This window comes from Clostridium sp. CAG:43, from assembly GCF_000434655.1.
Taxonomy (GTDB): Bacteria; Bacillota; Clostridia; order Lachnospirales; family Lachnospiraceae; genus Otoolea; species Otoolea fessa.
Genome location: NZ_FR895099.1, coordinates 16,234 through 29,598 on the forward strand (window position 1 = coordinate 16,234; position 13,365 = coordinate 29,598).

At 49.4% G+C, this 13,365-nt stretch carries 13 protein-coding genes; 3 read left to right on the plus strand and 10 right to left on the minus strand.

Features of this window, described 5'->3' with window-relative positions; translation table 11 throughout:
* The 10 genes from dxs to QVO97_RS08685 all read right to left on the minus strand — a co-directional run.
* On the minus strand, nt 1-1,107 hold a 1,107-nt coding region (gene dxs, locus QVO97_RS08640), incomplete at its 3' end, for a 1-deoxy-D-xylulose-5-phosphate synthase (RefSeq protein ID WP_288189450.1).
* A gap of 61 nt (nt 1,108-1,168) precedes the next feature.
* Nucleotides 1,169-2,059: a polyprenyl synthetase family protein gene (locus QVO97_RS08645; protein ID WP_022359934.1), complete on the minus strand. Its 891-nt coding sequence runs from the start codon at nt 2,057-2,059 to the stop codon at nt 1,169-1,171.
* A 5-nt stretch (nt 2,060-2,064) separates the two neighbouring features.
* The gene (gene xseB / locus QVO97_RS08650; RefSeq protein ID WP_022359935.1) at nt 2,065-2,274 is read right to left on the minus strand and encodes an exodeoxyribonuclease VII small subunit; all 210 of its coding nucleotides are present in this window, start codon (nt 2,272-2,274) and stop codon (nt 2,065-2,067) included.
* Between the two features lie 109 nt (nt 2,275-2,383).
* Complete coding sequence (xseA, locus tag QVO97_RS08655; RefSeq protein ID WP_022359936.1) at nt 2,384-3,595, minus strand: exodeoxyribonuclease VII large subunit; 1,212 nt, start codon at nt 3,593-3,595, stop codon at nt 2,384-2,386.
* Nucleotides 3,596-3,598: 3 nt separating this feature from the next.
* Nucleotides 3,599-4,042, minus strand: coding sequence for a transcription antitermination factor NusB (gene nusB, locus QVO97_RS08660; protein WP_022359937.1), 444 nt, complete (start codon nt 4,040-4,042; stop codon nt 3,599-3,601).
* Nucleotides 4,043-4,471: 429 nt separating this feature from the next.
* The gene (gene guaB, locus QVO97_RS08665) at nt 4,472-5,926 is read right to left on the minus strand and encodes an IMP dehydrogenase (protein ID WP_022359938.1); all 1,455 of its coding nucleotides are present in this window, start codon (nt 5,924-5,926) and stop codon (nt 4,472-4,474) included.
* Nucleotides 5,927-6,307: 381 nt separating this feature from the next.
* On the minus strand, nt 6,308-7,933 hold the full coding sequence (groL, locus tag QVO97_RS08670; RefSeq protein WP_022359939.1) for a chaperonin GroEL: 1,626 nt from the start codon (nt 7,931-7,933) through the stop codon (nt 6,308-6,310).
* Nucleotides 7,934-8,007: 74 nt separating this feature from the next.
* Nucleotides 8,008-8,292, minus strand: a complete 285-nt coding sequence (gene groES / locus QVO97_RS08675) for a co-chaperone GroES (protein ID WP_022359940.1) — start codon at nt 8,290-8,292, stop codon at nt 8,008-8,010.
* 184 nt (nt 8,293-8,476) lie between these two features.
* A complete protein-coding gene (locus tag QVO97_RS08680; protein ID WP_022359941.1) occupies nt 8,477-8,833 on the minus strand; it encodes an Hpt domain-containing protein in 357 nt (118 codons plus the stop codon).
* Between the two features lie 12 nt (nt 8,834-8,845).
* The gene (locus QVO97_RS08685) at nt 8,846-10,960 is read right to left on the minus strand and encodes a diguanylate cyclase (protein ID WP_022359942.1); all 2,115 of its coding nucleotides are present in this window, start codon (nt 10,958-10,960) and stop codon (nt 8,846-8,848) included.
* Nucleotides 10,961-11,200: 240 nt separating this feature from the next.
* On the opposite strand from QVO97_RS08685, the gene QVO97_RS08690 reads away from it, so the two are divergent.
* The 3 genes from QVO97_RS08690 to QVO97_RS08700 all read left to right on the plus strand — a co-directional run bounded on the left by QVO97_RS08690 (nt 11,201) and on the right by QVO97_RS08700 (nt 13,331).
* On the plus strand, nt 11,201-11,659 hold the full coding sequence (locus QVO97_RS08690) for a hypothetical protein (RefSeq protein ID WP_022359943.1): 459 nt from the start codon (nt 11,201-11,203) through the stop codon (nt 11,657-11,659).
* Nucleotides 11,660-11,677: 18 nt separating this feature from the next.
* Nucleotides 11,678-12,442 (plus strand): IclR family transcriptional regulator, encoded by a 765-nt coding sequence (locus QVO97_RS08695; RefSeq protein WP_022359944.1) that lies wholly within the window; start codon nt 11,678-11,680, stop codon nt 12,440-12,442.
* A 241-nt stretch (nt 12,443-12,683) separates the two neighbouring features.
* The gene (locus QVO97_RS08700) at nt 12,684-13,331 is read left to right on the plus strand and encodes a hypothetical protein (protein WP_022359945.1); all 648 of its coding nucleotides are present in this window, start codon (nt 12,684-12,686) and stop codon (nt 13,329-13,331) included.
* The last annotated feature ends 34 nt before the right edge of the window (nt 13,332-13,365 follow it).

A 13,365-nucleotide genomic window follows, 5' to 3' on the forward strand; every position in this document is an offset into this window, starting at 1 on the left:
AACCGCGTGTTCCTCCGCGATTCCCACATCGAAAAAGCGGTCCGGATATTCTTTCGAGAACCGTTTGAGCCCCGTTCCATCCGGCATCGCCGCCGTCACCGCCACGATCTTCGGATTTTCCGCTGCCAGACGGCAGATTTCTCTGGAAAATACATCTGTATAGCCCGGATGTTCCTTTTTCCGGAGCGGTTTTCCCGTTTCAATATCAAATGGTTCAACTCCGTGAAATGCCGACGGATTCTTCTCCGCCGGACGGTATCCCTTGCCCTTTTTCGTAATCACATGGATCAGCACCGCGCGGTTGATCTTTTTCGCCTCGCTGAAAATACGGATCAACCCCTTAATATCATGTCCATCCACCGGTCCCAGATACGTGATTCCCATATTTTCAAACCACATGCCCGGAATCAGAAGCTGCTTGATGCTGTTCTTTGTCCGGAGCAGCGTGCCGACCAGATCCGAACCGATCATCGGGATCCGCGATAACGTGCCCGCCACATTCTTCTTCAACAGATTGTAGCCCTCATCTGCACGAAGATTATTCAGATACCGCGACATACCGCCGACATTTTCCGAAATGGACATATTATTATCATTTAAAACAATAATAAAATTCGTCTTGAGCCGTCCCGCATTGTTGAGCGCCTCATACGCCATGCCGCCGGTCAGCGCGCCGTCCCCGATGACGGAAACGATCGAATAATCCTCGCCCAGCAGATCGCGCCCCTGTGCCATACCAAGCCCCGCCGAAATCGAAGTCGAGCTGTGTCCCGTGTCGAACGCATCAAACGGGCTTTCCTTCCGCTTCGGGAAACCGCTCAAGCCCCCATACTGGCGCAGCCCATCAAAATTATCCTTCCGCCCGCTTAAAATCTTGTGCGTATAGGACTGGTGCCCTACATCCCAGATAATCTTATCCTTCGGAAGATTCAGCGCGCAGAACATTGCAATCGTCAGTTCCACCACGCCTAAATTGGACGCCAAATGACCGCCTGTCCGGCTTGTCGTCTCGATCAGAAACTCGCGTATTTCCGCCGCCAGCTCCTTGCGTTCTTCCTCGCTCAACCGTTTTACATCCTCCGGTCCTTTTATCGTATCTAATACCATTCTTTCATCCCCCAAACCGTTTTCCACATCCGCTGTCGTCCCCGGTCTTCGATTGGATTTTTTATTTTTCACGGCTGACCAGCATCTCGATCAGCTCTTCGAGGAATTCATTCTTTCCAGGCAGAGAATAGAGGATATCAACCGCCGTCTCCGAAAGCTGTTTGACATCATGCTTCGATTTCTCGATTCCCTCCAATGTCACATAAGTGGTTTTATTGTTTTTCTCATCGCTCAGAACCGGTTTTCCAAGCACCTCCTGGCTGCTGGTAACGTCGAGAATATCATCCTGGATCTGGAACGCCAGACCGATCGCCGCCGCCATACGCTCTACTGTCCCGCACTCAGCTTCGCTCGCGCCCGCCATCACGGCTCCGATCACCATCGACGCCTCCAAAAGTGCTCCCGTCTTTAAACGGTAGATAAAATCCAGCTTATCCTTCGGAATCGGCTGATTCGTCAGTTCCACATCCACCGTCTGACCGCCGATCATGCCGTAAATACCCGTTTTTTCAGATAAAATCTGGATACAGTGTCCCACCTTTGCCGCATCCGGCGTCATCGCAAATGCCTTTGCCGCCGTCTCGATCGCATAAATCAGAAGGGCATCTCCCGCCAGAACTGCCATATCATACCCATATGCAACCCAGGTCGTCTTTTTTCCACGGCGGTACTCGTCATTGTCCATACATGGAAGATCGTCATGAATCAGGGAAGATGTATGAATCATCTCGATCGCCGCCATCAGCGGCTCAATCTCTTTTCCCTGACCGCCAAACAGACGGTATACCTCACGCATCAGAATCGGACGAAGGCGTTTGCCGCCTGCCTTCACACTGTAATTCATCGCTTCAAAGATCGTTTTCTGATGCCCTTCCTCTGCCGGAAGATAAGAATATACAATCTCTTCCGCTTCCTTGACTGCCTGTGCCAGCCGTTCCTTTGCATTTTCCATCTCTGTCACGCCTCCGTCTCCTCGCCGTTTACGACCATAATCTGTTTTTCAACCTTATCTATCTTTTCACTGCAGGCGCGGACCAGACGCATTCCCGCCTCATAGGACGCAAACGATTCTTCCAGCGTGCTGCGGCTGTCCTCCAGCGTCCGCATAATGCCATCCAGACGGTCAAACATTTCCTCGATCGAAAGTTCTTCCTTATTTTCTGCCATCGATCCTGCCTCCTGTTTTATCTAATATACTCTCGGAATCTTTCCTGAAAGAAAACGTGTTCTCAAATCTCTCTGTTATGATTCACACGCAACACAATGAACCACTTTTTTACCCAGGCAGGTTTTCCTGATAAACCTCCCGGATCTCTGCCTCCACGCGTCCATCTGGCAGACGGACGGTCAGTGTATCCCCAGCTTGCAATCCTGTCACTGTCTCCACACGTTTTCCATCTGCATCCGTCACGAACCCATATCCGCCGCTTATCTTTTTTAACGGGGAGAGACCATCCATCCGGCTGCACACCAGTTCCAGACGATGGCGCAGATCGGACACCTTTTTCTCCATCTGGCGCGCCATCTTAACTCTCGCATCTTCCAGATACTGCCGTCTCTCATTTAACTGGCTCTGCGGACTGTGAAGCTGCAGGCGCAGACGAAACTGCTCCAGGCGATAGGCATACTGCTCCGCCTTCTGCTCCATCCGCTTCGTCATCTGCTGTGCCGCCGCAATGCACTGCTGCTCAAACAGGTGGTAATCAAAAACCGCCAGTTCTGCCGCCGCCGAAGGAGTCGGGGCACGCAGATCCGCCACATAGTCCGCGATCGTAACGTCTGTCTCATGCCCGACCGCCGAGATTACCGGCGTCCGGCACGCAAAAATCGCCCGCGCCACACTCTCCTCATTGAACGCCCACAGATCCTCAATCGAACCGCCTCCGCGCCCGACGATCAGCACATCCAGATGCAGCGCATCCAGGGTCTGGATCGCCCGCACGATACTCGGCGCTGCCCCTGCTCCCTGCACCAGTGCCGGGCAGAGGACAAGCTGCACGTAAGGGTTCCGCCGTCCCGAGATATTGATAATATCCCGGATTGCTGCGCCGGTGCTCGCCGTCACGATACCGACCGTTTTTGCATACTTTGGGATCGGCGTTTTATATTCCGGGGAAAACATCCCCATTTCTTCTAATTCATTTCTCAGTTTTTCAAAGCGCCGGAATAAATCGCCCGTGCCGTCCAGCGTGATCTCGCTGGCATAGAGCTGGTATCTTCCATCCCGCTCATACACTTCGATACTGCCCTTCACGACAACCTGCTGTCCTTCTTCCAGACGGAACGTAAGTCCCTTCCGCCTACTGGCAAACATAACTGCCTGCATCGCTCCCAGACCGTCTTTCAAGGTAAAATAAATATGACCGGACGTATGATATTTGCAGTTAGAAACCTCGCCCTTGACCGAAATCCGGTTCAGAGCAAAGTCCTGTGCGAACATATTTTTAATGTATGCATTAACCTGCGAAACCGAATATACGCCAGCCATCGCTTATACCAGCTTCGCTAAAATGCCGTTGATAAATGCCGGTGAATCATCGCCGCCGAACTTCTTCGCCAGCTCGACCGCCTCATTGATCGCTACCTTCTCCGGTACATCGTCATCGTACTTGATCTCGTATAATGCTAGGCGCAGGATCGTCAGTTCCACCTTGCCCATACGGCGGGTAGTCCATCCCTGTGCAACCCCATCGATTGCCTTGTCAAGCTCCGGAAGCACATCCAGAATCTTCTCAACCTTGCTCTTTACGTATCCGCCGTCAAAGGTGTCTAACATCGGATTATGGATGATATCGCCGATTCCGCTCGGAACATCGTCCTCCTCTTTCGGCTCTGTAAAATATACATCCACCTGCTCCTGCATTTCATCCGTCGGGTAAAAATCCGCACAGAAAAGCAGCTTAAAGCAATGTTCTCTCAGTTCTCTTCTGGTCATACTAATCCTCCTGTTACCTGTTTCTATCCGTCTGATACGCCCGATTTGCTGCCTCGGTATCGCAAATATCCCTTTCGTAATCCGCTGCAATCGTTTTCTGAATATCCACAGTCTTTCCTGCATAATTGTTATATTTCTACTATTCTAATGTATCATTATACCGTATCCCCGGTTTTTTCACAAGAGTTTGAGAAAAAGAATCCGCCAAAGTTACTGTTCACGGGTAGGCACTTTTGGAACCGAAAGTGCCGTAAGAAAACGTGGTGGCAGCAGGAATTTGCCGTATTTAAATGCGAAGCCACGGCAAATTCCGTCACTGGGCACGTATGCGTGAACAGTAATCCGCCAAAAAAGCGGCATCCCTGCTGAAGCAGAAACGCCGCTTTTATATCGTTTACAATCTTATTGATTGCTTATGCTATCCAATTTTTATTCATCCACGCTGTAGTTCGGAGCCTCTTTTGTGATGTGGATATCATGCGGATGGCTCTCTTTTAAGGATGCTGCGGAAATCTTGATGAAACGTCCCGTCTCCTGAAGAGTCGGAATATCCGATGCGCCGCAGTAACCCATACCAGCACGCAGACCGCCGAGCATCTGGAATACGGTATCTTCTACCATTCCCTTGTATGCAACACGTCCTTCTACACCCTCCGGAACGAGTTTCTTCGCATCGCTCTGGAAGTAACGATCCTTGCTGCCGTTCTCCATCGCTGCGATGGAACCCATGCCGCGGTATACTTTGTATTTTCTTCCCTGGTACAGCTCAAAAGTTCCCGGGCTCTCGTCGCATCCTGCAAACATGGAACCCATCATGCAGACGCTGCCGCCTGCTGCGATCGCCTTCGTCAGATCGCCAGAATACTTGATACCGCCGTCTGCGATGATCGGAATGCCGTACTCTTTGGCAACTGCATAGCAGTCCATAACAGCGGTGATCTGCGGAACACCGATACCTGCTACGACACGGGTCGTACAGATGGAACCCGGTCCGATACCAACCTTGACCGCGTCAACGCCTGCCTCGATGAGAGCTTTTGTTGCCTCTCCGGTCGCTACGTTACCTGCTATTACCTGCAGATCCGGATATGCTTCCTTGATCATTCTGACACAGTGAAGAACATTCTCAGAATGTCCATGTGCAGAGTCGAGAACAACTACGTCTACTTTTGCTTTCACCAGGGCTTCCACACGATCCAGCACGTTTGCAGTGATACCTACTGCCGCGCCGCAGAGCAGACGTCCCTGTGCATCCTTTGCAGAGAACGGATACTTGATCTGTTTCTCAATATCCTTGATAGTAATAAGACCCTTGAGGTTAAAATCCTTGTCCACGATCGGAAGCTTCTCGACACGTGCCTTGGCAAGAATCTTCTTTGCCTCCGTCAGGGTGATGCCCTCCGGAGCGGTAACCAGATGCTCAGAAGTCATGCACTCTTTAATCTTCTTGGAGAAATCTTCCTCAAACTTGAGGTCACGGTTTGTGATAATACCAACCAGTTTTCTTCCCTCTGTGATCGGAACACCGGAAATCCGGAACTTGCCCATCAGCTCATCCGCATCCTTTAATGTATGCTCTGGGGATAAATAAAACGGGTCAGTGATTACACCATTCTCAGAACGTTTTACTTTATCGACCTCCTCAGCCTGCGCCTCGATCGACATGTTCTTGTGAATAATACCAATTCCACCCTGTCTTGCCATTGCAATCGCCATGCGGTGCTCTGTAACCGTATCCATGCCGGCACTCATCAGGGGGATGTTCAGCTGAATCTTCTTGGTCAGATGTGTCGTCAGGTTTACCTGATTCGGAATAACCTCAGAATAGGACGGCACAAGCAGGACATCATCAAATGTAATGCCATCGCCAATAATCTTACCCATTATATTACCCTCACTTTCGTAAATTTTAAACACTGGACATTGAAAACTGTCTGATGTTAATAATTGATTTTAGCAAGTTTTTTGAAATATGTCAACCGGAGAATAAAGGGGTTGACGATAGAATTTACTTACGCCATTTAATTAGTGTATCTTATAAATAATACCAATCAGATAAGTATTAATAATGCAGTCATCTTTAGCCTCATTTCCCTGCCAATTTTTTTACCAAAAAAGAAGGACTGCCACACCTTCGCATAGCAGTCCTTCTCTCCTCTGGCAGCTGCCTGTCAGAGATTCTTTCTATAAATTACCATTTTTATTTTCTACATTCGATACTGCATCTCTGATGCAACATCTTCCGCCATTTTCCGGCTCTCTTACTTACATCATGCCGCCCATGCCAGCGCCTGCTGCCGGACCTGCCGGTGCATCTTCTTTGATGTTGGCAACTGCGGACTCAGTTGTAAGCAGGGTAGATGCAACGCTGGTTGCGTTCTGCAGGGCACTTCTGGTTACCTTTGCCGGATCCAGGATGCCTGCTTCTACCATATCTACGTATTCCTCATTGTAAGCATCGTAACCTACGCCTACCGGGGACTCTTTTACCTTGTTGATGATAACAGAGCCTTCCAGACCTGCGTTTGCTGCGATGTGGAACAGCGGAGCTTCCAGAGCTTTCAGGACGATACGGCCACCGGTCTTCTCGTCGCCTTCCAGTCCGTCTACTACCTTCTGAACTTCTGCTGCTGCGTGAACATATGCAGATCCGCCGCCTGCGATGATGCCTTCCTCAACAGCTGCCTTTGCTGCGGACAGGGCATCTTCCATACGCATCTTAGCTTCCTTCATCTCAGCCTCGGTCGCTGCACCAACACGGATAACGGCTACGCCGCCAGCCATCTTGGCCAGTCTCTCCTGCAGTTTCTCACGGTCAAAATCAGAAGTGGTTTCCTCAATCTGAGCCTTAATCTGAGCCACACGGTCTGCGATGGCTTTCTTATCGCCGCAGCCATCTACGATGATGGTGTTCTCTTTCTGAACTTTAACGGATTTCGCACGGCCAAGCTGATCCATGGTGGTATCCTTTAATTCAAGTCCCAGTTCCTCGGAAATAACAGTACCGCCGGTCAGGATTGCAATATCCTTTAACATTTCTTTTCTTCTGTCGCCGTAACCCGGAGCCTTCACACCAACAACGGTGAAAGTACCTCTCAGCTTATTGACAATCAGGGTGGTCAGCGCCTCGCCCTCAATGTCCTCAGCGATGATGAGCAGCTTGGAACCAGACTGTACCAGCTGTTCCAGCAGCGGCAGAATCTCCTGAATGTTGGAGATCTTCTTATCGGTAATTAAGATGTACGGATCGTCCAGAACAGCTTCCATCTTCTCCATATCAGTTGCCATGTATGCAGATACATAGCCACGGTCAAACTGCATGCCTTCTACCAGATCAAGCTCGGTCTTCATAGTCTTGGACTCTTCAATGGTAATAACGCCGTCTTTGGAAACCTTCTCCATCGCGTCTGCTACCATCTGGCCTACTTCCTCATCAGCGGAAGAGATAGCAGCGACTCTTGCGATATCTGCCTGGCTCTTAACGTCCTTCTTCATGCCTTTGATTGCCTCTACGGCTGCATCTGTGGCTTTCTTCATACCCTTTCTCATGATGATCGGATTAGCACCTGCTGCCAGGTTCTTCATACCTTCGTTGATCATCGCCTGAGCCAGAACGGTTGCGGTTGTAGTACCATCACCAGCTGCATCGTTGGTCTTGGTTGCTACTTCCTTCACCAGCTGTGCGCCCATGTTCTCAAACGGGTCTGCCAGCTCGATCTCCTTCGCAATGGTCACACCATCGTTGGTAATGAGCGGAGCGCCGAAGGATTTATCCAGAACTACGTTTCTGCCTTTCGGTCCTAATGTAACTCTTACGGTATCTGCTAACTGATTTACGCCCGCTTCCAGGGCTTTTCTGGCTTCTACGCCATATTTAATTTCCTTTGCCATGGTTATCAACCTCCATAATTTTCTTGAATAAACGTTCCGATCAGCATCTGTCTTCCAGACATCCTGCCCATCAATTAACCGATAACAGCCAGAATATCATTCTGTTTTACAATGACATATTTCTCATTGTCCAGCTCAACTTCTGTGCCTGAGTATTTCGAATAGATAACTTTATCGCCAACCTTTACCTGCATCGTGATTTCTTTTCCATCTACCACTCCGCCAGGACCAACCGCGATTACCTCTGCCTGCTGCGGTTTCTCTTTTGCCTGACCCGGAAGAACGATACCTGATTTGGTCGTCTCCTCTGCAACTAACTGCTTTAATACAACTCTGTCAAATAATGGTGTTAACTTCATTATTGGCTCCTCCTTATCCATCCAAATTTATTCCATCTGATTGCTTTTCTTTCGTAATCAGATATGTATCTTCTTCTTACGAAGTATGTTATAACACGTTCTGTTAGCACCGTCAAGTGTTGAGTGCTAAAATTTTAGTAAATTTTACGGGGAGAACTGAAATATTCCATTTCTCCCCGTTCTATTAATTGCTCTCCTCAAATGCCTTAATCGCCGCAACCGTTTTCTCATAACACTCTTTTACCGCTGCAAAATCTGCCTCGTATCCGGTCAGTTCTCTGCCTCTCAGTTTTTCGGTCAGCGCTGCGCTTACCTCATAGAAGGCATCAAAGCCCAGGTTCAGACAGATTCCTTTCAGGGTATGTGCCGCGCAGAATGCTTTCTCCGCATCCTTTTCTTTCAATCCATCCTCCAGATCCTGAAAGCTGGAATCGCTCAGAAACTTGACGGCAAATTTTTTCACCATCGCCGCACCTCCAAAGCGTTTCTGAACTCCTTCAAAATCCCCGCCCATTTCTTTGTAGCATTCCTGAATTGTCATGACAGCCTCCTGTTATTTCTCTTCCTCAGTTTTCATACGGCTCAGCTCCTCGCCCGCAGTTCCATACTCTTTTTCAATCGCCCGCGTCACCGCGCCGAAAAACTTCTTCTGCGAATTGTCATAATGTTCAAATTTCTTATTTTTTCGCCCCGGATCACTCATCTCACTCCGGTATGCTGCCTCCTGCAGCTCCTTTTTAATATGATCCTGAATCTCACACAAGCACTCAAGCAGGAGCGGGTTAAATGTACCACACTCTCCGTTGCAGATCATCTGCACCGCCTCCTCATGAGAATAAGCCTTTTTATAGACGCGCTCACTTGTCAGCGCATCATACACATCCGCCAGCGCCACCACCTGCGCTGAGATCGGGATCTCCTCCCCTTTTAGACCATCCGGATATCCTTTTCCATCATAGCGCTCATGGTGCCAACGGCAGATCTGGTACGCCACTTTCATCAGCGGCTCATCCTCATACATCTGAAGATTCGCAAGCATGTCCGCACCGATCACTGTATGTTTTTCCATGATCTTACGTTCTTCCGGCGTCAGACGACCCGGTTTATTCAAAATCTTCTCGTCAATTCCGATCTTTCCGATGTCATGCAGGGATGATGCCGTGCTGATCAGCATCCGGTTCGACCAGGACAAGTGATATTTGTCCGTCTTCCTGACGAGCTGTTCCAGAATCATCGTCGTCAATGTATTAATATTGAGTACGTGCATACCGCTCTCGCCATTTCGAAATTCCACGATCTCGCTCAGAACACTGATCAGCATCCGGCTATTCTTCTCTTTCTCAAAAACCTGGTTCGTCACCATTGCCACCAGGCGGCGCTGTTTCGCATACAATTTGATCGTATTTAAGACACGCCGGTGTACAACCTCCATATCGAACGGGCGCTTGATATAATCAGAAACGCCCCACTCATACGCCTGCTTGATGACCTCGCCCGAATCTTCGCCCGAAATCATGATAACCGGGATATCCCCGATCAGGTTGTTGCGATTCATGTATTCCAGAACCCCGAAGCCGTCCATCCCCGGCATGACGATATCGAGAAGAATCAGGGAAATCTTCGTCTCATAACGGTTCAGCATGTCGAGACATGCTGAACCATTTTCTGCCTCCAGAATCTCGAATTCGCCTTTCAGCATTTCTGAGAGAATCATACGGTTCATCTCCGAATCGTCCACGATCAAAATGCGGTAACGACTCGCATTGCGCCGCCCGGCTGCCACGCTCTCCTCCGGTGTTCGCTGTCCATCTTTCTCAGTCACAATCGTGTTCTTGGAGGTCTTCGCCTGATACATATATTCGTCCGCCCGGCACATCGCCTTCCCGACTGTCTCCCCGTTCGTCAGCGTACCACCGATGCTGACTGACAATTTCAGTTGCGGATATCCTTCAACACTCATGTTTCGGATCACATCCTGAATCCGGTACAGCTTCTCAACAAATGCCTCCAGACTGATGCCTGGCATCACAAGCAGAAATTCATCCCCGCCATAACGCACCAGGCGGTCCGTCTTACGGACACAGCTTATAATCGCCGTCGACACCGTCACCAGCACTTTATCGCCCGCCACATGCCCATATATATCATTGTGAGTCTTCAAATCATCCAGATCGATCATCGCGATACCGGCATCCATCCGCTGCTCTTTTAACTGATCTTCAAAATATCTCCGGTTGTAGCTCCCCGTCAGTGCATCCGCATACAGCTCGCGCCTGTAGTGTGCAAATTTCTTAACGAGTGCTTCTCTTCCCTCTGTGTCAAGAAGTGTCTCATCATCCAGACAGGAAATCATCTCCACCACACGGGGAACTCCATCCACCTCCAGATACTTCGCAATGACCTGATACATCTTCAGACCGATAAATTCAAGCTTCGTGCACTGTCCCTTCATCGCAAGCGCGCGCTGTGCCACACAATTCTCACAATTCTTTCCTTTTTCCCAGAACGAATAACATTTGCAGTCCTCAGATCGGAGTTCCCCGTTCCTCACGTCCATCTTATGGAGCAGATCTTTATCTAAAATACGTACAACCGTAAATATCTTTTCCATCTGCGCAATCATTTGTTCCAATTCCTGCGCCGTCATCTTTGTATTGGAATTCATCATTTTATTTTTATCACCACCTGGCAAATATATTATTTTATTCTACATGATTTCCGGTATAACAACAAGCGTTTTTCTCATGCTTCCTGCACATAACTACCGCCCCTGTGTTACTGTTCACGCATACGTCCCCCATAACACGTGATTCACACATATCCCGGTGTTCACAAAAGATTCCCTTTATTTTTTAGGCGTTTCGTATTACAATAAGGATATCGAATCGTATAGAGAGGAGTATCAACCATGGCAAAAAAACATTTTGGTAAATTACTGACACTGGCAGCTATCGTCGGCGCTGCAGCAGCTGGTGTTTCTTACGTCTTACAGTATAAATCATTCCACAAGGAACTGGACGAGGATTTCCACGACTTTGAAGATGATTTCGATGATTTTGACGATGCCGGCGATAAAGAAGCTTCCAAGACTTCTGATACAGCTGCCTCCGAACGCAGCTATGTTTCCTTAAATCCGGAGAAAAAGGAAGCTCCGGCTGAGACTCCAGAGGAAACTTCTGAACATTCTGAAGAAAGCGAAAAAGCTCCGGCTGATGCAGATGTCTCTTCCGAAGAACCAGTCAAAACAGAAACCGTCCGCGCAGATGCTCCGGTTTCCGAGGACGGCGAAGCTTCTTCCGAGAAAGAGGATTCCGACGCAGCCCCGGATGACAGCACAACCGTGACGGTTGAGGAAATCACAGAATAACACAGGAGGATTCTTTGCATGATACAAAGTCTTCTCCGCGCGATGGAACTTCTGGAACTTTTAAAAGAAGCCAACCACAAATATTCCATCGCAGAACTTTCCGAATCAACCGGGCTTCCGCCCAGCACGATCCACCGGATTTTGCAGACATTTTGTGAAAAAAAATACGTGATCCGCGATGAACACGCGCACACCTACCAGCTCGGTCCCGCCCTCATCTCTCTCGGTCGGGCGGCGGCTGACAATGTGCGGATTCAGGATGCGGCGCTTCCGATTCTCAAGAACCTCTCCTACTGTACCCGTGAGGATTCCTATCTGATCATCCAGGTTGGCGACAAGGGACTGGTACTTGACAAAACGGACGGTCCGAACCACCTCAAGGTCGTCGAAGAATTTGGCTATGAGATGGATCTGCACTGCGGTGCGATCCGCAAGGCGCTTCTGGCTTTCCAGAGCGACGAATACATCCGCCGCTATCTGGACACACGCTTAAACCGTCCTGAGGCATTTCCAAAGGCGGATCCCGCAGAATTGGCAGAAGAACTCCGCACCATCCGTGAGAAGGGCATTGCCGTTTCCCACGGCGAATACGTCCCGGATGCAGTCGGGATCGGTGCTCCCATTTACGGTATTGACGGACGCATTTCCGCTTCGGTCGGAATCATCGCACCGTATTCCCGTATTGAAGATGACACACATCTTCTGCACCTGCAGGATCTGGTTCGCCACAGTGCGGCAGAATTGTCCTATTATATGGGACATACATTTAAGCAGGAGAAATAAAATCACGGTTCACGGGTAGGCACTTTTGGAACCGAAAGTGCCGTAAGAAAACGTGGTGGCAGCAGGAATTTGCCGTATTTAAATGCGAAGCCACGGCAAATTCCGTTACTGGGCACGTATGCGTGAACAGTAACGAAATAAAAACAGGGGGGATATTATCAAAGATTCGGGTATACATCATATCCGGAGCTTTGAGATATCCTCTTTTTTAATAGTTTTTGCAAAAAGGAGATTTCACTTTATGATTAATAAACGCTTATTTTTAGCAGGCTTAACAACTGGTCTTCTCTCCCTCTCCGCCGCTTTCCCGGCGATGGCAGGAAGCTGGAAAAATGGAGCTGGTGACAATGCTGCCCGCTGGTGGTACGACAACGGTGACAACACCTGGGCGGCAAATGGCTGGCGCTGGATCGACGGCAACCAGGACGGCGTCAGCGAATGCTACTATTTCGACGCCGAAGGCTGGCTTCTAACCGCCACCACGACACCGGACGGCTACAATGTAAACGCAGACGGCGCCTGGACGGTAAACGGCATCGTTCAGAGCCGCCAGACTGCGGCTTCCAATGAATTCGATAACGAAAGCTGGGACGATTTCCAGAACAGCTCCTCCAAAAAGACGAAAAAAACAGCCACCAGCTCCAGCAGGACGCCAGATTCCGGAAGCTCTGACTCCAGCACCGGCTCATCCGAAGATTCTTCCAGCGATGATAGCAGCAATTCCGCCAGCTCCGGTCCGTCCAAAGAAACCTCTTCTACTTCCGGAGACAAAAAGCCGGATGCTCCAAAGAAGAACTCCAAACAGGAACCAGACAGCGGCTACCGCCAGGGGTCTGTGACGGATGAGGAAATTGCAAATAATAGTTCTTCTGACTCCACAGAGGAATAAATAAACGTGTGCCGCAAGACACACAAACAAACGC